This window comes from Burkholderia sp. 3C, assembly GCF_054589155.1.
In genome coordinates this window covers 1-22,202 of the sequence record NZ_BAAILN010000043.1, presented here as the reverse complement: position 1 = coordinate 22,202, position 22,202 = coordinate 1, and the positions used below count along the sequence as shown (strand labels likewise).

The following is a 22,202-nucleotide window of genomic DNA, read 5'->3' as shown; positions in this document are numbered from 1 at the left end:
CACTACCATGAGGCGTTCCAGCCGCCCTCCGGGAGACGCAGGTGATACTCGATTCGTTTTCGCAAAAAATCCTTCGCCTGTTGCAGCTCGACGCGCGGCGTTCGGTGCAGGAAATCTCGGATCAAGTGGGCCTGTCGAGCACGCCGTGCTGGCGCCGCATCAAGGACATGGAACAGGCGGGGGTGATCCAGCGCTACACGGCGCTGCTCGATCGCGAAAAGCTCGGCCTGCACGTGTGCGCACTCGCGCATGTGCACCTGACGCGCCACAACGAGGGCGGCGTCGAGCAGTTCGAGCGCGAGATCGCGACCTGCCCCGAAGTGACCGAGTGCTACAGCACCACCGGCGAGGCCGACTACATCCTCAAGATCGTCGCGCCCGACATCAAGGCCTACGACGTCTTCCTGCACGAACGGATCTTCAAAATTCCGGCCGTTTCACAGGTCCGCACGAGCGTCGTGCTGCGCGAAATCAAATTCGATACGCAACTGCCGCTTTGACGGCGATCGGGCCGAGATAGCCGACCGCACACGGAACGCGGCCTCCTCCATCGCGTTCAGGCACGGCGTGGGTCGCCGGCCAGCACCCGCGCAATGTCGAGTCGCCGCGCGCCGAGCCGCTCGCGCAACGCGGCGGCATCGATCGATGCCGGATCGCTCGCCACCGTCAGGTCGATCTCGAGGCCGGTGCTCAGGTAATGCAGTTGCATCGACGTCGCATGCACGCCGAGTTCGCGCAGCGCGGCATGAATCCGCGCTTCCACCTCGGCGCGCGCCGGCAAGGCCAGCGCCGGGCGGCGCCAGACCGTATCGTTCTCCGGGTCGACGTGAATCAGCGCATCGAGCACGCGCGGGTCGTCGAGCACGCGAGCGCGCGCCGTCTCCGCGATCCAATGCCCTTCCGACACCGAAATCATCGGGTCGACCAGGATATGCGCATCCACCAGCGCCGCATCGCCCATCTTGCGGGTGCGCAATTCGTGGACGTCGCGCACGCCGGGCGTCGCCACCAGCAGCGCGCGAATCTCGTCGGCGGCCTTGGCGTCGAGCGCGCGATCCGAGAGATCCTGCAAGGCGTCCCAGCCGAACGTCCAGCCCATGCGCGCAACCATGAAGCCGACGATGGCCGCCGCGATCGGGTCGAGCAGCCTGACGCCGGCCAGGCTGCCGACGATGCCGATCGCCACCACCAGCGACGACGCCGCGTCGGAGCGCGCATGCCACGCATTCGCGACCAGCAGCGCCGATCGCACGCGCCGCGCCTCGCGCAGCATGTAGCGGAACAACGCTTCCTTCGATACCACTACCAACGCGGCGACCGCGAGCGCCACCGCATGCACGGGCGGAATTTCATCGAGATTCACCAAGCGCTCGCCGGCACGCAACAGCATGCCGATACCGACGGCAATCAGAATGCCGCCGAGTAATAAGGAAGCGACGGTTTCGTATCGGCTGTGGCCGTAATTGTGATCGGCGTCGGGCTTGGCGCCGCTATGCCGATTGGCGAACAACACGATGAAATCCGAGATCAGGTCGGACAGGGAATGCACGCCGTCGGCAATCAAGGCCTGCGAATGGCCGATTACCCCGACCGCGATCTGCAATGTGGCCAGCACCACATTGAGCGCAATGCTGACGCCGGTGCTCTTGCGCGCCACCGCATGCTTTTCTTCATCGGACACATCAGCGGTAAATATGGCCATGATTACCAATACAATCAGTAATTCTTAGATTTCATCAAGCAGGCCGTGTCCGTCTGCTGACGCACTTAGGAAAAACCCGGCAAATCAGGTGCTTATGGATCGCCTCGAAAGAGCGATGCGCCACACCGTGCGATTAGCCCCGCGATCATGCAGCCAATTGGCTAGTCATGATGCATCCCCATTTTGTTCAATAGCGCAACAAAAAGGCCATGCACTCCTTTGACGGAGTGAATGGCCCTTGCTTTTCTTAAGACAGACTTAAGCCGTCTTAACGTGCTGCATCGACACTCAGATCGCGAATTGCTCGCGATCCTTACCGGCGATCCAACGCGGCGGCTTACCACGACCCGACCAGGTCGAACCCGATTCGGGATCGCGGTATTTCGCTGCAACACCGGCGCGCACGCGGCCAGCCTTGACTGCCTTGGTACGGCTGAGGCCCAGGTCGGCCAGCGAGAAACCGTAATCGGAGATCTTCTGCTTCACATCATTGAGGACCTCGGTATATTCGCTCGCCTTGGCTTCCTCGATCTGCTTCTCCAGCTTTTCTCGCTGCGCGAGAAGGTCCTTGTAAGAAGACATATATTTCCTTTTCTCTGACTAAACGGAGCCGGTCTGTGCCGGCTAACCCATTTTCATGTATTGATGCCTCGGATTATGGAGCCAGAGGTTAGCACAAAAATCAAACGTGGGAATCGCCGTGTACGCAAATATGTGTGCAAGATTGTGATTAATCGCGAACGCGCCAACCGCCTGCTCGGCAATTCAATTACCGCTTAAATGATTGACACAATCGATTAGGTGGGAATGGTTCATATATTCATACTTTCAGGCCACGCAACGGGCACGACTTTCTCGTTTGAAAGTTGTCATCGAGCGAGAGGTTTAGCTAAAAACCACGCATCATTGAATGCACCGAAAAAGTGCGAAAGCTTGCTGAATACTTACTTTGGCCCCGCTAAGGCTACACAAAAAGATACGCCGACGTTTTTCAGAAATGTCGCAATTCGCTTTCAGGACAAGCTCAATCCAGCCGCCGCGACATGCAGAGAAGCCGCCAATTGGTCGAAATCGGCAGCCGCATCGGCAAACGGCGTGCGCTGCACACGGCCCGCCATTCGCCAGTCGGCGCCATAACGATCCACGCCGGCCAATTCGAATTCGCTGACTTTATTCGGATATAACGCCCAGGCGGCCTGTTCCTCGTCAAACGACAGCGGCGGCAACGCGTCGAGTTGCCGGCCGTCGAGCCAGCCCATCCGGCCAAAGCCGCCGATGAAACGCAGGCGCTCGCAATCGAGTGCCCAAAACGAAAAATCGCCGAGATCGAGATAACGCGCCGCATCGGGGTGATAACGCACATAGCGCGCGGCCAGATGCGGATCGCCGTCGACGCGTGCGCAGCGCCCCACCAGCGTCATGCGCTCGGCTTCGAGCACCGCGGCGTCAGCCGCGTCGGCCACCAGCAAGCCCGCGCGGGCATCGTCGACAAGGTTGCGGGTGTGCTCGGCCAGCGCGCTGATCAGCACCACCGGGCGGTGCCGCGCATCGGTCGCATAGGGCACGGCGGTCGGATAAGGAAAGCCGGCCGGCTCGCGCGCCTGCGTCGCGAGCGTGGCGATCTGACGGCGATGCAACAGATGAATCGGCAGTTCGACGGAAATATTCATGCAGCTCCCTGGGCCGGACGCGCCGAGCGAGGTCGCGCAACCGCCACGACGCTCCGCTAGAATCAAACGCTTGCGCGCATTGTCGCCCATCGCCCTGGCCGGGCGCATCCGCGCCATTCAAAACAACCATCCGTGCGAGCCGGCCGCCCAGCGCCGCATCGCACGTTGCCGAGCTCACCGTGTCCGACCATTCCTCCCGGCTTCCCCCGCTGCCCGCCGCCCATCGCGAGCTGTCCGATTCCGCCCGCCGCCGAGCGCGCGCGGCCACCATGGCGCTGTTCTTCATCGCCGGCATGATGTACGCGTCGTGGGGGGTGCACGTGCCGACCGTGCGCGACCGCTTCGCCCTGAGCCCGGCGCTGCTGTCGCTGGCGCTGCTCGCCGTGGCGATCGGCTCGATCGTCGCGATGACGACCAACGCGAAATGGATCGCGCGCGTCGGCACGCGCAGCGCCTGCCTGGCCGGCGGGATCGGCATGTGCGTGTTCGGCGCGCTGATCCTGCTCGCGCCGAGCTATCCGCTGCTGGTGCTGGTGCTGATGCTGTTCGGCTTTTCGATGGCCACGCTCGACGTGGCGATGAACGCCGAGGCGAGCGCCGTCGAAATCGCGTTCGGCCGGCCGATCATCTCGATGCTGCACGGCATGTTCAGCATCGGCGGGATGGCCGGCGCGTTGCTCGGCGGCGCGGCGCTGTCGGCCGGCATGACGCCGGCCGTGCATCTGGCGCTGGCCTCGGCCGTGTGCGCGGTGGTGCTGGTGATCGCCTGCCCGGCCGTGCTGCCGCACGTGCCGCACGAGGAAGCCGCGCACGGCAAATCGGCGAACCGCTGGCGCTCGTCGGCGCTCTGGATGCTCGGCGCGATCGCGCTGGTGTCGCTGATCGCCGAAGGCGCGATGTACGACTGGGCCACCGTATACATGCGCGACGTGGTGGCCGCCACGCCGGCCTTTGCCAGCGCGGCCTACGCGGCGTTCTCGGGCGGCATGGCCACCGGGCGCTTCGCCGGTGATGTGGTGCGCGCGCGCTTCGGCTCGCCGCAACTGGTGTTCGCGAGCGCGAGCCTGGCCTGCGCGGGAATGGTCGGCGCGCTGCTGCTGCCGTATCCCGCGCCCGCGCTGATCGGCTTCATGGTGATGGGCCTCGGCCTCGCCAACATGATGCCGCTGCTGTTCGCCGCCGCCGCGCGCGTCGCCGGCATCTCGCCGGCCGAGGGCCTGGCCCACGTCGCGAGCCTCGCGTATTTCGGCCTGATGTTCGGGCCGGTGGTGATCGGCGGTGTGGCGCAGGCGGCCGGCCTCACGGTCGGCCTGTGGATCGTGGCGCTCTGCGCGGCGATCGTCGCCGTGACCGCACCGAAGGTGATGCGCAAGCTCAACGTCTGACGCCGCCGATCAGATGCCGCGCGGCATGTCGCGGTGTCTTCCGCGCCAAATAAAAAGGGCGCCCGTCTTGCGACGGGCGCCCTTTACCCCCTCTGTGACCGCAGCTTACATCTTGACTTGGTCGAGGAACGTCTTCTTGCCGCCCTTGTAGTCGTACAGCGAGATCACGCCGTGCTTCAGGTCGCCCTTCGAGTCGAACACGGTTTCACCGATCACGCCCTTGTAGTCCGTCGTCGGCATTTGCGCGAGGATCTTCGCGGCATCGGTCGAGTTCGCACGCTTCATCGCGTCGACGATGATGTACACGGCGTCATACGTGAACGGCGAGTAGATCTGGATCGGCTGGCCGAAACGCTTTTGGTACTTGGCTTGGAATTCCGCGCCGCCCGGCATCTTTTCGAGTGCCGCGCCAGCTTGCGAGCAGACCACGTTCACCGCTGCATCGCCAGCCAGGTCCGACAGCTGTTCCGTACACACGCCGTCGCCAGCCAGGATCTTCGCGCGCAGGCCGAGCTGCTTCGCTTGCTTGGCGAACGGGCCGCCGGTGGCGTCCATGCCGCCGTACATGATCGCGTCCGGATTCTCACCCTTGATCTTGGTCAGAATTGCGCGGAAGTCGACAGCCTTGTCGTTGGTTGCGTCGTGCGAGAGAACCTTCAGGCCGAGCGACTTGGCCTTCTTCTCGAACTCGTTGGCCAGACCCTGACCGTAGGCGGTCGAATCGTCGACCACGGCCACCGACTTGAAGCCCTTCGACTGTGCGTAGTTCGCCAGTGCCGGACCTTGTTGCGCATCGGTCGCGACGACGCGGTACGCCGTCTTGAAGCCTTGCTGCGTGTAGGCCGGGTTGGTTGCCGACGGCGAGATCTGGACGATGCCTGCATCGCTGTAGATCTTCGACGCGGGGATCGTGGTGCCCGAGTTCAGGTGGCCGACGACCGCGACGACCTTGTCGTCGACGAGCTTCTGCGCAACCTGCGTGGCGGTACGCGGGTCGGCCGCGTCATCCTGTGCATCGAGCTGGAGGGTGATCTTCTGGCCGCCGACCGTGAGGCCCTTCGCGTTGATTTCTTCAACCGCGAGGCGGGCGCCGTTTTCGTTGTCCTTGCCGAGGTGGGCGATGCCGCCCGTCAACGGTGCGACGTGGCCGATCTTGACGACCTGGTCAGCCGATGCGTTCGTCGCGAACGCCGCAAACACCATCGCCGCCGCGCTGATCGGCAACAGCTTTTGCATCTTGATAGTCATGGAAGTCTCCAGTTTCGATCCAAAAAATGCCATCGCCGGTTCCCCGCTCCATCCCCGGTGTATCCACCATTGGAGTGTCGCCGGCCGCATCTGTCATGCACGTGGCTGCAAGCACGCGAGGTGGACGCTTTTAACGGCCGCACCGCAGTACTTGCGCGCAAGTGTAGGTGATCAAATTAAATTGTGGGATCTTTTTGAAGTAGTGGGAACTCTACCGATGTCGGATGCCCGCGACAGCCTGTATGCCTTCGTGAAAAGCCTTGATGGTTAAGGGTTTCCGCTAATTCATTCCGGACCACGAACGGTTGATTTATTCACCTGTTCAACACCTCGGATAATGTGGAGGATCAATGACTTCCGGCGAAAACAATTCAACCGCATGCACCCCGGCGCGCCGCTTCGCATAGCACGCGATCGCTTCGCATCGATGTCATGCGGGCACGCCGGATGCGCTCGTCGCACGCTGTTGTTGACCGTGCGCTGACGCGCTGCAACGAAGCCTGAACGATGGCACACTGACGCCGCCCTTTTTCATCGCGGGCGCGCCACCTCCCGCGCGCGTCCCTTGTCTGGAGACCAGCATGACCTCGCAATGGATCGACATTCCCACCGGTAACGAAACGTTCGGCGGCTACCTTGCACTGCCGAAGGGCGGCAAGGGCCCGGCCGTCGTGATCATTCAGGAGATCTTCGGCGTCAACAGCCATATCCGCTCGGTGGCCGATCAATATGCCGCGGCCGGCTACGTGGCGCTCGCGCCGGACGTGTTCTGGCGCACCCAGCCGCGCGTCGAGCTCGGCTACGAAGGCGCCGATCGCGACAAGGGCATCGAGCTGCTCCAGAAAACCGACGTGCATCAGGCCGCGGCCGACATCACCGCTGCCGCCGCCGCGCTGCGCGCACGGCCTGAAGTAGACGGCAACGTGGCCGGCATCGGCTACTGCTTCGGCGGCCGGCTCGCCTACCTGGCCGCCGCCTCGGGTGCATTCGACGTGGCCGTGGCGTATTACGGCGGCGGCATCCAGAATCACCTCGACGTGGCCAACCACGTGACGCAGCCGATCCTGTTCCACTACGCCGGGCTCGATCACGGCATTACGCCGGAACACGTCTCGCAGGTGCAGGCCGCGTTCGCGGGCCGGCCGCATGCCGATTTCCATCTGTATCCGGACGCCGACCACGGCTTCAACTGCAACGTGCGCGCGTCGTACAACCAGCGCGCGGCCGCCCTGGCGCATGGGCGCACGCTGCAGTTCCTGGCCGAGCATCTGTAAACAGAAGGCGTCCTGGCCGGAGGGTCGGCCGGATGACGAGAAGCCCGAGGCACGTTGCCTCGGGGTTTTTTATGCGGGCGCGAAACCGAGGGGGGGTCCGGGTTTCGCGTTCATTGCGAATAAAGCTTCTTATAAGATGCCAGATAGCCCGCCATTGACGTTTTATGCTACATTTATGAAGCATAAGGAGCTGATCGATGGATTGCACACTACAAATATGCCTGGCTGGTGATTGGGTCGATTGCGCGGAAATCGAATTCGACGGCGGCCTTTGCCAATGGAACTACGACGTCGGCTACGCGATCGAGCACATGCACGCGCCGATTTCGCTGGCCGCACCCGTCGAGCTCGATATCCACTCGAATCCAACCCTGCCCGCATTCCTCTACGACGTGGTGCCGCAAGGCGCGGGCCGTCGCTTCCTGCTCAGTGAACTGGTGCTCGCCGATGGGCCGGCCGCTGACTTTCCGCTGTTACGCGCGGGCGCCTTCAATCCGATCGGTCGGATTCGCGTGGCCGAAGCCGTTGCGTACTTCGACGCGCACGTCGCGCGGCACCCGGACACGCGCGGCTTGCCGGGCCTGACGATCGACGACGTGGCTGCTCGCGGCGAGGAATTCAAGGAAAGGATGTTCCTGCACGGCATGCTCGACTCCGGTACGACAGGCATTCAGGGCGCCGCGCCGAAGTATCTGCTGACGCGCGACGAGGCCGACTTGCTGCATGGCGATGCCGTCCTGGCCGACGCCGATGCGCGCCATCACTTCATCGTCAAGCTCGCACGAGGCAGCAGCGCGGCAGACCGCAAGGTGCTGCACAACGAGGCGGCCTACATGCGCGTGGCCGCAACCCTCGGCATTCGCACGCATGCCGAGCTGCCGGCCCTGCATGGCGACGTGCTGTTCATCCCGCGTTTCGACCGGCGAGTGCGCGACGGCAAGGTCGAACGGCTTCACCAGGAAAGCATCGCGTCGCTGCTCGGGCTTGCCGGCTTCGATGGTCGTCCGAGCCTCTTCGACGTGGTGGCCGGCATCCGCCAGGTCGTCACCGATCCGGCCGCCGAAACACTCGAGTTCATCAAGCGCGACGTGCTCAATCTGGCGATGCGCAACACCGACAATCACGCGCGCAACACGGCCGTGCAGATCGTCGACGGCACGGTGCAACTGACGCCCCTGTTCGATTTCGCGCCGATGTACCTCGACCCCGAAGCGATCTCGCGCACGCTGCGCTGGTACGCGCCCGACACCCGGGCCGAGCTGACGGATTGGCGAAGGATTCTCGACGCACTGCCCGTGCCGGAACCCGAGCGCATCGCGCTGCGCGAGCAACTCGGCCGCTTCGGGCAGCAACTCGAACAGCTCCCCGAAATCATGACCGCGCAGCGCGTCGATGCCGACATCACCGAATTCCTCAAGCCGTCGATCGCCACGCAGGTCCGGCAACTGCAAGCCCTTTGAACCCCGGAGCCCTTTCATGCCGCGCCTGACCCGCCCCAGCCGAGACGAGCAGAACGCCCTGCGCCTGGCCTTCTACGAACAGATCGGCCAAGGCGCCCTGACGCTGCCGGAAGCCATGAAGGCGATGCGCAAGATGACCGGCCTGACGCAAGCCGAATTCGCCGCGCATCGCGGCGTCAGCCGGCGCGTCATTCAGGACATCGAGCGCGGCACCGGCAACCCGACCGTCGAATCGCTGAACAGCATCGCGAAATTGTTCGGCCTGCAGGTCGGGCTGGTGCCGGTCCGGCGCAAGAGCATCACGCCAAGCGCCGTGCGTTGAGCCACGCAAGCCGAAAAAAACGGACCCCGAAAGGTCCGTTTTTTCACTCGGCATCCCGCACCGGCAACCGGCTACGCGCCGCTCAAAACCCGAGCCGCTCGCAGATCACCCGCGTCGGCGAAGCCAGGTTCAGCGTGTAGAAATGCAGCCCCGGCACGCCGGCCTTGATCAGCCGCTCGCACATCGCGGTGATCACGTCGGCGCCGAACGCGCGGATCGACTCGCGATCGTCGTGATAGCTTTCGAGCCGGCGCGCGATCCAGCGCGGCACTTCCGCGCCGCACATCTCCGAGAAGCGCATCAACTGCGTGTAGTTCGTGATCGGCATGATGCCGGGCACGATCGGTACGTCCACGCCGAGCCGCACGGCATCGTCGACGAAACGGAAATACGCGTCCGCGTTGAAGAAGTACTGCGTGATGGCCGAATTGGCGCCGGCCTTCACCTTGTCGGCGAAGTGCTGCAGGTCGAGCTTCGGCGAACGCGATTGCGGATGGTATTCCGGGTACGCCGCCACTTCGAGCCAGAACCAGTCGCCGTGTTCGGCGCGAATGAAGCTGACGAGCTCGGACGCATAACGCAGCTCGCCCACCTCGCCCATGCCGGACGGCAAATCGCCGCGCAGCGCGACGATGTGGCGAATGCCGTGCGAGCGGTACTGCTCGAGGATCGCGCGCAGGCTGTCCTTCGACGAACCGATGCACGACAGGTGCGGGGCGGCCTCCAGGCCGTCCTTCTGCATGTCGAGCACGGTGTCGAGCGTGCCTTGCTGCGTCGAGCCGCCGGCGCCGAACGTCACGGAGACGAACTTCGGCTTGAGCGGCAGGAGTTGCGCACGCGTGGCGCGCAGCTTGTCGACGCCTTCCGCCGTCTTGGGCGGAAAGAATTCGAGGGAAAGTTCGATCGGTTTCATGATTCGGGAAAGCGGCTCAGCCCAGGTTGCGCTGGCCGAAGATCAGGGCGGACAGGAGCCACGACACGATGCTGTACAGGATCGATCCGAAGAACGCCGACCAGAACCCCGACACCTCGAAGCCCTTCAGCAGCGACGACGCGAACCAGAAGCAGAGCGCGTTGACGACCAGGATGAAGATGCCGAGCGTGAGGATCGTGACGGGCAGCGTCAACAGGATCAGCACCGGCCGCAGGATCGTGTTGATCAGGCCGAGCACCACCGCGACGATCAGCGCCGTCCCGAAGCTCTTGATATGAATCGAGGGCACCAGGTACGTGATGATCAGCAGCGCCAGCGCGTTGATGATCCAGGTCAGGATGACGGACATGAGAGGCTCCTAGTACAAACACAAACCGGGCCGTTCGACACGGCCCGGCTGGGCCGCGCTTGCGGCCGACGCTGCGTGGCGCGCCGCTCCGCGAGGAGCACCGCGCGCCACGCCCTGACCCGGCCCGCAGGCCGGGCTGGCGATCAATAACGGTAGTGGTTCGGCTTGAACGGGCCTTCCTGCGACACGCCGATGTACGACGCCTGCTCCGGCGACAGCACCGTCAGGTTCGCACCGATGCGCTCCAGATGCAGGCGCGCGACCTTCTCGTCCAGATGCTTCGGCAGCACGTACACCTTGTTCTCGTACTGCTCGCCACGCACGAACAGTTCGATCTGCGCGAGCGTCTGGTTGGCGAACGAGTTCGACATCACGAACGACGGGTGGCCGGTCGCGCAGCCGAGGTTGACCAGGCGGCCTTCGGCCAGCAGGATCACGCGCTTGCCGTCCGGGAAGATGATGTGGTCGACCTGCGGCTTGATGTTGTCCCACTGGTACTGGCGGGTCGACGCGATGTCGATTTCGGAATCGAAGTGGCCGATGTTGCAGACGATCGCGTTGTGACGCATCGCCTTCATGTGGTCGTGGCCGATCACGTGGAAGTTGCCGGTGGCCGTCACGAAGATGTCGGCCTTGTCGGCGGCGTATTCCATCGTCACGACGCGGTAGCCTTCCATCGCCGCCTGCAGCGCGCAGATCGGATCGATTTCCGTGACCCACACGGTCGCGCCGAGGCCACGCAGCGATTGCGCGCAGCCCTTGCCCACGTCGCCGTAGCCGGCCACCACCGCGATCTTGCCCGCGATCATCACGTCGGTCGCGCGCTTGATGCCGTCCACCAGCGATTCGCGGCAGCCGTACAGGTTGTCGAACTTCGACTTGGTGACCGAATCGTTGACGTTGAACGCCGGGAACGGCAGGCGGCCGTCCTTTTCCATCTGGTACAGACGGTGCACGCCGGTGGTGGTTTCTTCCGTCACGCCCTTGATATGCGCGAGGCGCGTCGAGTACCACACCGGATCGGCGTCGAGGTGCGCGGCGATCGACTTGTACAGCGCGACTTCTTCCTCGTTGGTCGGCTTGGCGATCACCGAGCGATCCTTCTCGGCCTTCGCGCCGAGGATCAGCAGCAACGTGGCGTCGCCGCCGTCGTCGAGGATCATGTTGGCGAATTCGCCGTTCGGCCATTCGAAGATGCGGTGCGAGAACTCCCAGTATTCGTCGAGCGATTCGCCCTTGAACGCGAACACCGGCACGCCGGCTTCGACGATGGCCGCGGCCGCGTGATCCTGCGTCGAGAAGATGTTGCACGAGGCCCAGCGCACGTCGGCGCCGAGCGCCTTCAGCGTCTCGATCAGCACGCCTGTCTGGATCGTCATGTGCAGCGAACCGGCGATGCGCGCGCCCTTCAGCGGCTGCGATGCCTTGTTTTCCTCGCGGATCTGCATCAGGCCGGGCATTTCGGTCTCGGCGATGTTCAGTTCCTTGCGGCCCCAGGCGGCCAGCGCCAGGTCGGCGACGAGGTAATCGTTGGAAGCTTTCGAATCGATAACGGCGTTCATCACGCCCTCCTTTCTTGATGGATCAAAGATTGGTGACGTGAGCGCCGTTCAAGGAGCGGCTCGCTGGCCGGAGGGTTCGTGGGGACGGACCCGCCGGGCGGTGCGGGCCGCGCGGTGAAGATTTCCGAGCCTGGCGGGCAGGACGCCCGTCGCAACGCTCCTCGGAAACGAGCACGGATTGTAGCAAACAGTCGTGAACAATTCCCACACGCACGGCGCGGGATTCGGCGGCCGAAATCCCGCGATCGATCGCGACGATGGCGGCAGGCGGGCACTCGCCTGCGGGCCTCGTGCGGCGCGCCGTGGCGCACTGCGGCACCCGATACGCGGCGCTCAGTGTTCGGCGCCGACCCAGGCCTGTTCGCGCAGGCGGGCGCGCAGACGCGCCACGGCCTGGCTGTGCAACTGACACACGCGCGATTCGCTGACCTCCAGCACCGCGCCGATTTCGCGCAGATTCAGCCCGCGCTCGTAATACAGCGACATCAGCAATTTCTCGCGCTCGGGCAGGCGATCGATCGCCTCCACCAGCGCGGCGCGCAGGTGATCGTCGAGCAGCGCCGACAGCGGGTCCGAATGGTCCACGCGATAGCGGTCGAGGAACGGCTCGTCGTCGGCGGAGCGGTCGAAATCCTCGTAATAGATCAACTGGCTGCCGTGCAGATCCTGCAGCATCGACTGGTACTCGTCGAGCGGCATCTCCAGGTGCGTGGCGATCTCGGTTTCGTTGGCCGGGCGGCCGAGCTTCTGCTCGACGCGGTGCACGGCCTGCTCCACCTCGCGCGAGGTCTTGCGCAGGCTGCGCGGCAACCAGTCGTTGCTGCGCAGCTCGTCGAGCATCGCACCGCGAATGCGCTGCGTCGCGTAGGTTTCGAACTGCGCGCCCTGATCTTCCTTGTAGCGGCCGGCCGCGTCGAGCAGGCCGATCATGCCGGCCTGGATCAGGTCGTCGAGATCGACGCTGGCCGGCATCTTCGCGACCAGTTGCAGGCCCAGACGACGCACCAGCGGCGCATATTTCGCGAGCACCTCGGCTTGCCCCATCCCGGCCTCGGCCATCGCCGACGTGGACAGTTTTCCTTGAGCGTTGTACATCGGCTCTCTCCTGATAGCCCTTTGGGTCAGGCGGCTTGCGCCGCACCCCGTTCGACGGCCGGCGTAGCGGCGAACGGCCGGCCGGCGACCGGCGCCGAGCGCATCGGCCAGTACAGCAGGTCCGACGCGATCTGCCGGTAGTCGCGCGCGGCGGCGGCCGACGGAAACGCGTCCACCACCGTGTGCACCAGTTCGCGGGCACGCGCGACGAGCGGATCGGCGCTGACGTAGCCGCCTTCTTCCAGCGCGACCGTCAGGTAGCGCCCCGCCACGCCGGCCAGATTCTCGTAGGCGGCGCGCGCATCGGCTTCGCTCTGCACGTGGTTGATCAGCACGCGGAACTGCGCGAGCGCGTGCGCGTAGTGCAGGCGCTTCATGCAGGCATAGGCTTCGGTGATCGCCGCGCCGGCCACCCGCGTGACGATCAGCACGTCGTGCGCGGCGCGCGCGAGCGCCGACAGCGCACCGTTCGCGTCGCGCTGGGCGTCCACCAGCACGATGTCCGCCGCGCCGTCGAGATAGGCGGCCAGGCGCTCGTCGTCGTAGCCGTCGCGCGCCAGATCGGCCGCCACGCACAGCGAGAAGCCGGCCTCGTGACGCACCGTGGTGCCGGTGCGCAACCAGGCGCCGGCCAGCGTCGCGGTGGCGGATTCCACGTCCGAGCGCTCGTCGACCACCAGCACGTCCTTGCCGAGCGCGGCCAGCGCGGCAGCCAGATTGACGACCGCCGAGGTGCAGCCGACGCCCGACGGGCCGCCGGTGACCGCAACGATCCGGGTGGCGCGGCCGGCCAGCAAGCGCCGCAATCCTTCGGCCTGATCGGTAGTGCGCTTATCCAAAGTAGACCTCGTGTTGTCCGGCGCCCGGGCGGCCGGCCAGAGCCGACAGCATGCCGGGCAGTTCGTCTTCGTGCGGCACGAACGGCGAGCCGTCGCGCGGCACGCAGAACGCGCTCTTGAGCAGGAACTTGCGGGTGGCGACGTACAGGTTCTCCGGCACCTTCTGGCCGGTCGACACGTAGTGCACCGGCAGTTGGTAGCGGATCACCGTGTCGAGCACGCTGCCGAGGTTGGTGGCCTCGTCGAGCTTGGTCAGGATGCAGCCGGCGAGATCGGTCTGACCCGCGCCGCGATAGGCCTGCACCACTTCGTTGAGCGTATCGCCGTGGCTGGTCGCCGACATCAGCAGCAGCCGCTGCACGCGCGAATCGGCGCCTTGCAGCATCGCGATCTGGTCGGACACGGTGCGGTCGCGCTGGCTCATGCCGATCGTGTCGATCAGCACGATGTGCTTGTTGCGCAGCTCCGAGAGCGCCAGTTGCAGATCGCCGCCATCCTTCACCGCATGCACCGGCACGCCGAGAATCCGGCCGAAGATGCGCAGTTGTTCGTGGCCGCCGATCCGGTAGCTGTCGGTGGTCAGCAGCGCGACCTTGCTGGCGCCGAAGCGCATCACGCAGCGCGCGGCCAGCTTGGCGGTGGTGGTGGTCTTGCCCACGCCGGTCGGCCCCATCAGCGCGAACACGCCGCCGCGCTCCATCAGCGCATCCTCGCTGTCGAGCACCGGCAGGTTGCCGGCCAGCACCGTTTCGGCCCACTCGCAGGCGCCTTCGAAGCTGCCCGCCGACACGTCGGCCGGCAGGTTGTCGACCAGGGTGCGCACCAGTTGCGCCGAGAAGCCGGCCGAGAACAGGCGCTTGGTCAGCGCGCCATGCAGCGGGCTGCGGCGTTGGCGGTCGCCCCATACGAGGCCGGCGAACTGCTCTTCCATCATGCCGCGCATCGCCGACAGCTCGTTCATCACCGTCTCGTTGACGATCCGCTCGATGCGCGAATTGACTTCGTCGGCGATCGAGGCGGCCGGCGTCTGGGTGCCGCGCACCACGCGCTCGGCGAGCTTGGCGACGGCCGGCGAGATCGCCGGGGCGGACGCAGCGGCCGGGGCGGCCGGGCGTTGCGGCGGCTCCACGCGGGCGGCGACGTTGCGCACGATGTCGCGCGCCCATTCGGGCGTTGCGCTATCGTCGAGCGCCGCATTCAATTCGGCGGCCGTGACCGGTTCGCCGCGTGCGGCCGGGGCCGAGATCGCATCGTGCTGGCGCGTCAGGCGGCGCGCGTGCTCGACGAGCCACGGGGCCGGCGTCGACGGCGCGACGGCCGGGGCCGGTTCGTAGGCGGGTGCGGCGGCGGCCGGGGCGGCGTCGTGCTGGTCGTCGTCGCCCAGGTCGTAGCGCGAGGCAGCCGAGGCCGGTTCCGTGGTGTCGGCGCTCGCGCCGAACATCGACGAGAACACGTCGCCCGAGGCGTACGGATTGGCCGGCATGCGCGGCGCGGCGGGCGCGGCGGCAGCGTTGGCGGCCGGCGCCGGGCGGGCGGCGGGCGGCAGCGCGCGGGCCTGCGCGGGCGCGGCGGCCGGCGATTTCGGCGCCAGCGCGGCCAGCTCGGCGTCCGCGAGCGCGACGATTTCGACCGAACCGTCGTCGAGCGTGCGGTTCGACAGCACGACGGCATCGCCGCCAAGCGCTTCACGCACCAGACGCAGTGCGTCGCGGCTCGTTGCGCCAGTGAATTTGCGGATGTTCAAGCGTTACCCCCGATGACGTTCGTGACTTTGATCGTGCGTGTTTCCGGCACTTCGGCATAGGACAGCACTTTCAGTTGCGGCAGGCTGCGGCGCAGGAAACGCGCGAGCATCGCGCGCAGCGCGTGCTGCACCAGCAGCACGGGCGGCAGCCCCATGTTCTGCTGCCGCAGCATCGCTTCTTGCGTGCCGATCAGCAGCGTGTGCGCGAGACCCGGTTCGAGACCGGGGTTCGCGCCCGTGGCGAGCGCTTGCGACAGCACCCGCTCCAAATTTGCGTCGATACCCATCACCTGCATTTCGCCGGTGCCCGGATACCACTGTTGCGTGATCGCGCGTCCCAGCGCGAGCCGCACCACGGCGGTCAGTTCGTACGGATCGGTGATGCGGCCCGACTGCTCCGACACGGCTTCGATGATGGTGCGCATGTCGCGGATCGGCACACCTTCTTCCAGCAGGTTCTGCAGCACGCGTTGCAGCGTGGTCAGCGAAACCGTCTTCGGCACCAGATCCTCGATCAGCGACGGCGCGTCGCGGCCGGTGCGCTCCAGCAGCGCCTGCACTTCCTGGCGGCCGAGCAGCTCGGCGGCGTGCTGCACCACCAGATGGTTCAGGTGGGTGGCGATCACGGTGCTGGCGTCCACCACGGTATAGCCGTACACCTGCGCCTGTTCGCGCTGCGACACGTCGATCCACACCGCCGGCAGGCCGAACGCCGGGTCGCGCGTCTGCGCGCCGGGCAGCGCGGCCGTGACCTGGCCCGGGTTGATCGCCAGCCACTGGCCCGGAAACGCTTCGCCGGTGCCCACCTCGACGCCCTTCAGCGCGATGCGATAGCCGTTCGGGCGCAGCTCCAGGTTGTCGCGGATATGAATCACCGGCGGCAGAAAACCGATTTCCTGCGCGAACTTCTTGCGGATGCTCTTGATGCGCTTGAGCAGTTCGCCATCGCCGCTGTTGTCGACCAGCGAGATCAGCCGGTAGCCCACTTCGAGGCCCAGTGGATCGATCAGCGTGACGTCTTCCCAGGTGGCTTCGTGGCTGTCGGCCGGCAGCGCGGCGGGCGGCGCGATCTCGGTCACGTCGCCGGAGGCGCGCTTGGCGGCCTCGCGGCGGCTCATCGAGCGCGCCAGCCAGATCAGCCCGCCGCCCAGCAGCAGGAAGGCGAAGTGCGGCATGTTCGGGATCAGGCCCATCACCGCGATGATCACGCCGGTAATGAGCAGCACGCGCGGGTTGGCGAACAACTGGCCGGTGATCTGGGTGCCGATGTCCTCGTCGGTCGCCACGCGCGAGACGATCACGCCGGCCGCGGTCGAGATCACCAGCGACGGGATCTGCGCGACCAGGCCGTCGCCAATCGTCAGCAGCGTGTAGTTCTTGCCCGCGGCGGCAAAGCTCATGTCGTGCTGCACAATGCCGACGATCAGGCCGCCCAGCACGTTGATCACCATGATGATCAGGCCGGCGATCGCGTCGCCGCGCACGAACTTCGAGGCGCCGTCCATCGAGCCGTAGAACTCGGCTTCCTGCGCCACCGCGACCCGGCGCTTGCGGGCCTGGTCCTCGTTGATCAGGCCGGCGTTCAGGTCGGCGTCGATCGCCATCTGCTTGCCGGGCATCGCGTCGAGCGTGAAGCGCGCCGACACTTCGGCGATCCGCCCCGCGCCCTTCGTGATCACCGTGAAGTTGATGATCATCAGGATCACGAACACCACGATGCCGACCGCGAAGTTGCCGCCCACCAGGAAGTGACCGAACGCCTCGATCACCTGGCCGGCCGCGTCGGGGCCGGTGTGACCTTCGAGCAGCACCACGCGCGTGGAGGCGACGTTCAGCGACAGGCGCAGCAGCGTCGAGAACAGCAGCACGCTCGGGAACGCCGCGAAATCGAGCGGCTTCATGGTGTACATGCTGACCAGCAGCACCATCACCGCCAGCGCGATGTTGAACGTGAACAGCAGATCCAGCAGGAACGGCGGCAGCGGCAGGATCATCATGCCGAGGATCATGACGATCAGCACCGGGCCGGCCAGCGCGCGCAGGTTCGCCACGTCGAGGCGGCCGGCGCGCTTGGCGCCCGGAAGCGAGGTCGGCGTGCTCATGCGGCGCCTCCGGTGCGGCCGCCGAGCGCTTCGTCGGCTTCCTCGGCTTCGTCTTCGTCGGCAATCTCGCTGCCCTTGTCGAGTTCGGCCGGCACGTCGAGGCCGGTCGGCTCGGCCGGGAACGCGCCGCCTTCGCTGCGGAAACGCTTGAGCTGGTAGACCCACGCCAGCACTTCGGCCACGGCGCCGTACAGCGGGCCGGGGATCTCGCGTTCGAGATCGACGTTGTGATACAGCGCACGCGCGAGCGGCGGCGCTTCGAGAATCGGCACGCGATGTTCCTCGGCAAGTTCGCGAATGCGGGCGGCGACCAGGTTCACGCCCTTGGCGACCACCTTCGGCGCGCGCATTTCGCCGTCGGCGTAGCGCAGCGCAACCGCGAAGTGGGTCGGGTTGGTGACGACCACGTCGGCCTTCGGCACGTTGGACATCATGCGGCGGCGCGCCATCGCGCGCTGCTGCTGGCGGATGCGGCCCTTCACGTGCGGATCGCCTTCGTTTTCGCGGTGCTCGCGCTTCACTTCTTCCTTCGTCATGCGCAGCTTCTTGTTGTGCTGCCACATCTGGTACGGCACATCGAGGGCCGCCACCACCAGCGTGCCGGCGACCGTCATGCCGCAGCACACGGCGATCAGGTGCATCGCGTCGGCCAGCGCTTCGTGCAGCGGCAGCGTGGCGAGCGCGAGCAGGTCGTCGCGGCTGCGCCAGATCGCGACGCCGCCGATGCCGCCCACCACCAGCGTCTTGACCAGCGCCATGCCGAGCTGGATCACGCCTTTCGGCGAGAACACGCGGCCCAGGCCGGTAATCGGGTTGAGGCGGTCGAACTTGACGCCGATCGCCTTGGACGAGAGCAGCCAGCCGCCCAGCGCCAGCGGCGCGGCGAGCGCGGCCAGGCCGGTCAGCGCGAGCACCGGGGCCACCGCGCTCAGGCCTTCCATGCCGGCGCGGCCGGCGCCGGTCAGCATGGCGTTGGTATCGAACGCGCTGGCGTGGTCGAAGCGCAGCGCGCCTTCGAGCATGGTGCGCAGATGCAGGCCGATCGGGCCGGACAGCAGCCAGGCGCCGTAGAAGCCGGCCGCGAGCAACGCGAACGACGACAGTTCGCGCGAGCGCGCGACCTGCCCCTCCTCCCGCGCCTTTTCACGGCGCCGGGGGGTGGCTTCTTCGGTTTTCTCGAGATCGCTGTCCTCTGCCACTGCAGCCTCCGGGGGAAACAGCGGGATGCCGTTTCCAGTGCATCGATTATTGATGGACGTGTCGAGCGGCGATCGGTCGAGGAAAGCAGGGAAACCGGGGTATTTCCGGCGATGGAGTCGGGTGGGTGGTAAAAACGACAGGGCGGCGGGCAGGTGCGCCGGGGGATCGCGGGTAGCTTGGGGCCGGGATGGGCGGCTCGGCGGGAGCACGGCCAGACATGACCGGGGCGGCGGGACAACGGCCCGGCCCGGCACGGGCGGCGGCGACAAAACGGAAACAGCCGGCGAACGAGGCAACGGCGGGCGGTAGCGGCAACTGGCATCGGCATCGGCATCGGCATCGGCATCGGCATCGGCATCGGCATCGGCATCGGCATCAACGATAACGCCAGCCGGCCCGAGCGCGGCTTGGCGAGCCGGCATGGAGGCGGCGGCGATCGGAACGCGGCCGATCCGATCGCCCCGCGCCGTCCGTGCCGGCCTGCCTCAACCCGCCGCCGCGCGCTCCAACCCCGCCAGATCGAGCTTCTTCATCGCCATCAACGCGGCCATCACACGGCCGGACTGCGCCGCGTCGGCGTCGCCGAGCAGCGCCGGCAACTGCACCGGGACGATCTGCCACGACACGCCGAAACGGTCCTTGAGCCAGCCGCATTGTTGCGCCGCCGCATCGCCACCGTCGGCCAGCGCGGCCCAGTAGCGGTCGATCTCGGCCTGGTTCTCGCAATTGACGACGAACGACACGGCCGGCGTGATCCGGAACACCGGCCCGCCGTTGATCGCCGAGAACGCCTGGCCGGCCAGCTCGAAACCGACCGTCATGACCGTGCCCTCGGGCTGGCCGGCGGCGCGCGCGCCCTCCTTGCCGTAGCGGGCCACACGCGTGATGCGCGAATCGTCGAACACCGACACGTAGAAATGCGCTGCCGCCTCGGCGTCGTGCTCGAACCACAGGAACGGCGTGATGCGCTGGATCGACGGCCGCGCCGTCGCAGGGGTCAAGGTCATGGCCTGTCTCCGGATCGTCTCGCCGAGGCCGGCCGGTGCGCGTCGGCGCGGATGCCGGCGGTTTCCGGCAGGATTCGGCGAGCTTCGTTGAAGCCGCGCGCGCGTCGGGCACGCCCGGCCGGTTTTCGATGATAGGCCGCCGGCGCCGTCACCCGCAAAAAACGAAAAAGGGCGCGACCGTCGCGACCGCCCCTGCCGGAGCGGTGCGCGAGGTCGCGCCCTTCGAACCTCTGTGCAAAGCCGGCGGTTCGGCCGGCTCAGGTGGCTTACAGCGCCACGTAAGGCGTCTGCGTACCGCCGATCAAACGCTGGTCGATGCCAAAGTAGATGCTTCGGCCGTAGAAGTGCGGCAGGCCCAGATCGAGCGTGCTGCTCTGGCCGAACGGCCCGCCCAGATTCGCCAGCGCGAAACCGCCCGAGTTGAACAGGTTCTGCGCGTTGACCACCGAGAACGGCACCGTGAGGCTGGTTGCGCCGCCCGAGGCGGTCAGCGTGGCCGTCAGGCTGACCGTGGTCGACGGGCAGTAGAACGAGGGGTTCTGGCTGCAGGTCGGCAGCGTCGCGCTGTCGCTGGTGTCGAAGAAGTACGCGTTCGAGCCGCTGTCGATGAACGCCGACGAGATGGCGCGGCCCTGGAACGTGCCGGTCAGGTTGCCGGCCGTGGTGGTCGCGAGCTTGGTGACGCCGCTCGGCAAGCTGCCCACGCCGAGCGTCAGCGTGCCGGTGGCCGTGCCGTTGCTCGGTGCGTTGAGCTGGACGATCACGCCGTCGTTGTTGCTCGGGAAGCGCGACACCGGGTTCGCCACCTGGTTGGCCAGCGCGACCGTGGTGCGCGTGCAGGTGCCGTTCGACGGGCACGAGTAGTAGTTGCTGTTCGCCGTCGAGCTCACGCAGCCCGAGCCGCAATCGAGCGGCGACGGCCCGACGCCGAGGATGCCGTTCGCGCCGAGCGCGCTGACCGTGTTGGCCGAGGTGCCGCCGTTCGAGCAGGAGGTCGGCACGTTCGAGGTGCCGAGGTCGCCGATGATCTGCAGCGGCACCGAGCTGGCGGTGAGGCCGGCCAGCTTGATGTCGGCGCTGCGCACCGTGCCCCAGGTGTAGCTGGACACGAACTGGCCGCATTCGGTCAGCGCGCCGCCGTTCGAGGCGGTGGCCGTCGGCAGGCTGCCGAGCACGCTGGCGGCGGCCGAGCTGACGAGCCGCAGGCCGTACGAGGCGGTGTCGAGCAGCACGTTGCCGATCACCTGGCAGGTCGAGGAGCCCGGCGCGCAGACGGTGACCGACACGGTCGGCATGTTCACCACGTTGGCCACGCCCGCGTTGACGACGATCGGCACCGTATTGCCGGTGCCCACCGCGCTGCCGTTGCCCGCTTGGCCGTTGGCGCTGCTGCCCGAGGAACCGGCGTTGCTGCTGCTGTCATTGTCGCCACCGCCGCCGCAGGCGACGAGCGCGACCGTCAACGCAACCAGGCCCAGTGCGGCGAGTGCGCGGAAAGGATTCGATGGAATTCGCAAGGTCGGACTCCCGATGGTCACTGGATGTCGGCGCCGGACATGCCGGCGGGCAGAGCCTGGGGCAACCAGGCCGAGCCGGTGAAGGCGCCCATGTGGCCGCCCGAACGCACCACGAGCGAACCGGAATCGATCGCGACCGGCGCACGCAGGCCGTGGGCCGCGTGCGAGGCTTCGACGCCGCTGGTGTAGCTGGAGAAATAATCGCCGAAGATCGTGGCGAAATCGGGCTTGGTCGGACCTTGCCACGCGACCCCGAATACAGCGCCGTTGGTGCCCACGTATTCGCGGATCACGGTGCCGGAACCAAGCGTGGTTTCGCGCACCGTGTAGGCGGCGGATTGCGTCGTGCCGGTGCCCGCGACGGTGCTCGCCGCCAGCTTCGAGCTGGCTGCCGCCGACGGCGACAATGTGCGCACCACGGCCCCGGTATCGTCGGCCGGCGGCGCCGACGGCGCCCCGCCCAGCGCGGCGAACGCGCCGGTGGCGGTTCCCGCCGCCAGCGCGGCAGCGGCCCATTTCGCGGCCAGGCCGCGCATGCGTTTCGAATTCACCCTGTCACCCCTCGTTGGCAGGCACCGCAGCGCGCAGGACGCGCGCCGCCGACGCCGCAAGTGCTCTCAGCGCAAACCGCCGGGCTGTCTGGCGGCGGCCCGGTCGCTGTCGCTCGACAGTATGCCTGTGAGAGATGGCAAAAACCAACCGGGATCGCCCGGGCGTAAGCAGAAGTAACAATTCGCCGCACGCGGTGCCGGCCGGCCCGGCGTCAACGTGCGCGCGCCCGCCGCCGGCTTA

Annotated in this window: 21 protein-coding genes and 1 riboswitch; of the genes, 6 read left to right on the top strand and 15 right to left on the bottom strand. The window is 66.6% G+C overall.

The features are described from left to right. The first annotated feature begins 41 nt into the window (after positions 1-41). Entirely contained in the window at positions 42-500 is a 459-nt protein-coding gene (locus ACYP33_RS06395) for an Lrp/AsnC family transcriptional regulator (RefSeq protein ID WP_414443627.1), read from the top strand. A gap of 56 nt (positions 501-556) precedes the next feature. On the opposite strand, the gene ACYP33_RS06390 is transcribed toward ACYP33_RS06395, so the two are convergent. The 3 genes from ACYP33_RS06390 to ACYP33_RS06380 form a co-directional block, all read right to left on the bottom strand. Next, complete coding sequence (locus ACYP33_RS06390; RefSeq protein WP_459620465.1) at positions 557-1,702, bottom strand: cation diffusion facilitator family transporter; 1,146 nt, start codon at positions 1,700-1,702, stop codon at positions 557-559. 288 nt (positions 1,703-1,990) lie between these two features. Continuing rightward, entirely contained in the window at positions 1,991-2,284 is a 294-nt protein-coding gene (locus ACYP33_RS06385) for an H-NS histone family protein (protein WP_414450558.1), read from the bottom strand. Positions 2,285-2,715: 431 nt separating this feature from the next. After that, positions 2,716-3,372: a HugZ family pyridoxamine 5'-phosphate oxidase gene (locus ACYP33_RS06380; RefSeq protein WP_459620463.1), complete on the bottom strand. Its 657-nt coding sequence runs from the start codon at positions 3,370-3,372 to the stop codon at positions 2,716-2,718. A 179-nt stretch (positions 3,373-3,551) separates the two neighbouring features. Here ACYP33_RS06380 and ACYP33_RS06375 point away from each other — a divergent pair, with 179 nt between their 5' ends. Then, positions 3,552-4,757 (top strand): MFS transporter, encoded by a 1,206-nt coding sequence (locus tag ACYP33_RS06375; RefSeq protein WP_414443623.1) that lies wholly within the window; start codon positions 3,552-3,554, stop codon positions 4,755-4,757. Between the two features lie 105 nt (positions 4,758-4,862). Here ACYP33_RS06375 and ACYP33_RS06370 read toward each other — a convergent pair whose 3' ends face one another. Continuing rightward, positions 4,863-6,005 (bottom strand): branched-chain amino acid ABC transporter substrate-binding protein, encoded by a 1,143-nt coding sequence (locus tag ACYP33_RS06370; protein ID WP_414443622.1) that lies wholly within the window; start codon positions 6,003-6,005, stop codon positions 4,863-4,865. Here ACYP33_RS06370 and ACYP33_RS06365 point away from each other — a divergent pair. The 4 genes from ACYP33_RS06365 (at position 6,004) to ACYP33_RS06350 (ending at position 9,061) form a co-directional block, all read left to right on the top strand. After that, positions 6,004-6,276, top strand: coding sequence for a hypothetical protein (locus tag ACYP33_RS06365; RefSeq protein WP_414443621.1), 273 nt, complete (start codon positions 6,004-6,006; stop codon positions 6,274-6,276). The genes ACYP33_RS06370 and ACYP33_RS06365 overlap by 2 nt on opposite strands. A gap of 310 nt (positions 6,277-6,586) precedes the next feature. Beyond that, positions 6,587-7,279, top strand: a complete 693-nt coding sequence (locus tag ACYP33_RS06360; RefSeq protein ID WP_414450561.1) for a dienelactone hydrolase family protein — start codon at positions 6,587-6,589, stop codon at positions 7,277-7,279. A gap of 197 nt (positions 7,280-7,476) precedes the next feature. Then, on the top strand, positions 7,477-8,739 hold the full coding sequence (locus tag ACYP33_RS06355) for a type II toxin-antitoxin system HipA family toxin (protein WP_459620459.1): 1,263 nt from the start codon (positions 7,477-7,479) through the stop codon (positions 8,737-8,739). A 16-nt stretch (positions 8,740-8,755) separates the two neighbouring features. After that, positions 8,756-9,061 (top strand): helix-turn-helix domain-containing protein, encoded by a 306-nt coding sequence (locus ACYP33_RS06350; RefSeq protein WP_414443618.1) that lies wholly within the window; start codon positions 8,756-8,758, stop codon positions 9,059-9,061. Between the two features lie 82 nt (positions 9,062-9,143). Here ACYP33_RS06350 and metF read toward each other — a convergent pair whose 3' ends face one another. The 11 genes from metF to ACYP33_RS06295 form a co-directional block, all read right to left on the bottom strand. Continuing rightward, complete coding sequence (metF, locus tag ACYP33_RS06345; protein ID WP_414443617.1) at positions 9,144-9,974, bottom strand: methylenetetrahydrofolate reductase [NAD(P)H]; 831 nt, start codon at positions 9,972-9,974, stop codon at positions 9,144-9,146. Positions 9,975-9,990: 16 nt separating this feature from the next. After that, on the bottom strand, positions 9,991-10,344 hold the full coding sequence (locus tag ACYP33_RS06340) for a phage holin family protein (protein ID WP_206126279.1): 354 nt from the start codon (positions 10,342-10,344) through the stop codon (positions 9,991-9,993). Positions 10,345-10,487: 143 nt separating this feature from the next. Next, complete coding sequence (gene ahcY, locus ACYP33_RS06335; RefSeq protein WP_414450563.1) at positions 10,488-11,906, bottom strand: adenosylhomocysteinase; 1,419 nt, start codon at positions 11,904-11,906, stop codon at positions 10,488-10,490. A 101-nt stretch (positions 11,907-12,007) separates the two neighbouring features. Next, a riboswitch (S-adenosyl-L-homocysteine riboswitch) is annotated at positions 12,008-12,075 on the bottom strand. A 164-nt stretch (positions 12,076-12,239) separates the two neighbouring features. Beyond that, positions 12,240-13,001, bottom strand: a complete 762-nt coding sequence (locus tag ACYP33_RS06330; RefSeq protein ID WP_414443615.1) for an RNA polymerase sigma factor FliA — start codon at positions 12,999-13,001, stop codon at positions 12,240-12,242. A gap of 26 nt (positions 13,002-13,027) precedes the next feature. Beyond that, on the bottom strand, positions 13,028-13,840 hold the full coding sequence (locus ACYP33_RS06325; RefSeq protein WP_414450564.1) for a nucleotide-binding protein: 813 nt from the start codon (positions 13,838-13,840) through the stop codon (positions 13,028-13,030). After that, complete coding sequence (gene flhF, locus ACYP33_RS06320) at positions 13,833-15,584, bottom strand: flagellar biosynthesis protein FlhF (protein WP_459620456.1); 1,752 nt, start codon at positions 15,582-15,584, stop codon at positions 13,833-13,835. Before flhF ends, ACYP33_RS06325 begins: the two co-directional genes overlap by 8 nt. Next, the gene (gene flhA / locus ACYP33_RS06315; RefSeq protein ID WP_414443612.1) at positions 15,581-17,686 is read right to left on the bottom strand and encodes a flagellar biosynthesis protein FlhA; all 2,106 of its coding nucleotides are present in this window, start codon (positions 17,684-17,686) and stop codon (positions 15,581-15,583) included. The genes flhF and flhA overlap by 4 nt, the downstream gene beginning before the upstream one ends. Next, on the bottom strand, positions 17,683-18,885 hold the full coding sequence (gene flhB / locus ACYP33_RS06310) for a flagellar biosynthesis protein FlhB (protein WP_414443611.1): 1,203 nt from the start codon (positions 18,883-18,885) through the stop codon (positions 17,683-17,685). The genes flhA and flhB overlap by 4 nt, the downstream gene beginning before the upstream one ends. A 486-nt stretch (positions 18,886-19,371) precedes the next feature. Next, positions 19,372-19,893: a VOC family protein gene (locus ACYP33_RS06305; RefSeq protein WP_459620454.1), complete on the bottom strand. Its 522-nt coding sequence runs from the start codon at positions 19,891-19,893 to the stop codon at positions 19,372-19,374. A 266-nt stretch (positions 19,894-20,159) separates the two neighbouring features. Further along, complete coding sequence (locus ACYP33_RS06300; protein WP_459620452.1) at positions 20,160-21,410, bottom strand: DUF3443 domain-containing protein; 1,251 nt, start codon at positions 21,408-21,410, stop codon at positions 20,160-20,162. A 17-nt stretch (positions 21,411-21,427) separates the two neighbouring features. Further along, a complete protein-coding gene (locus tag ACYP33_RS06295; RefSeq protein WP_414443608.1) occupies positions 21,428-21,961 on the bottom strand; it encodes a DUF2844 domain-containing protein in 534 nt (177 codons plus the stop codon). Positions 21,962-22,202: the final 241 nt, after the last annotated feature.

Bases quoted from the DNA above. Each gene is read 5' to 3' on its own strand.
- ACYP33_RS06330 (WP_414443615.1), bottom strand. From the start codon at position 13,001: ATGTACAACGCTCAAGGAAAACTGTCCACGTCGGCGATGGCCGAGGCC.
- ACYP33_RS06365 (WP_414443621.1), top strand. From the start codon at position 6,004: ATGGAAGTCTCCAGTTTCGATCCAAAAAATGCCATCGCCGGTTCCCCG.
- ahcY (WP_414450563.1), bottom strand. From the start codon at position 11,906: ATGAACGCCGTTATCGATTCGAAAGCTTCCAACGATTACCTCGTCGCC.
- ACYP33_RS06355 (WP_459620459.1), top strand. From the start codon at position 7,477: ATGGATTGCACACTACAAATATGCCTGGCTGGTGATTGGGTCGATTGC.
- ACYP33_RS06370 (WP_414443622.1), bottom strand. From the start codon at position 6,005: ATGACTATCAAGATGCAAAAGCTGTTGCCGATCAGCGCGGCGGCGATG.
- ACYP33_RS06385 (WP_414450558.1), bottom strand. From the start codon at position 2,284: ATGTCTTCTTACAAGGACCTTCTCGCGCAGCGAGAAAAGCTGGAGAAG.
- ACYP33_RS06340 (WP_206126279.1), bottom strand. From the start codon at position 10,344: ATGTCCGTCATCCTGACCTGGATCATCAACGCGCTGGCGCTGCTGATC.
- ACYP33_RS06380 (WP_459620463.1), bottom strand. From the start codon at position 3,372: ATGAATATTTCCGTCGAACTGCCGATTCATCTGTTGCATCGCCGTCAG.
- ACYP33_RS06305 (WP_459620454.1), bottom strand. From the start codon at position 19,893: ATGACCTTGACCCCTGCGACGGCGCGGCCGTCGATCCAGCGCATCACG.
- ACYP33_RS06350 (WP_414443618.1), top strand. From the start codon at position 8,756: ATGCCGCGCCTGACCCGCCCCAGCCGAGACGAGCAGAACGCCCTGCGC.
- ACYP33_RS06390 (WP_459620465.1), bottom strand. From the start codon at position 1,702: ATGGCCATATTTACCGCTGATGTGTCCGATGAAGAAAAGCATGCGGTG.
- metF (WP_414443617.1), bottom strand. From the start codon at position 9,974: ATGAAACCGATCGAACTTTCCCTCGAATTCTTTCCGCCCAAGACGGCG.
- flhA (WP_414443612.1), bottom strand. From the start codon at position 17,686: ATGAGCACGCCGACCTCGCTTCCGGGCGCCAAGCGCGCCGGCCGCCTC.
- ACYP33_RS06360 (WP_414450561.1), top strand. From the start codon at position 6,587: ATGACCTCGCAATGGATCGACATTCCCACCGGTAACGAAACGTTCGGC.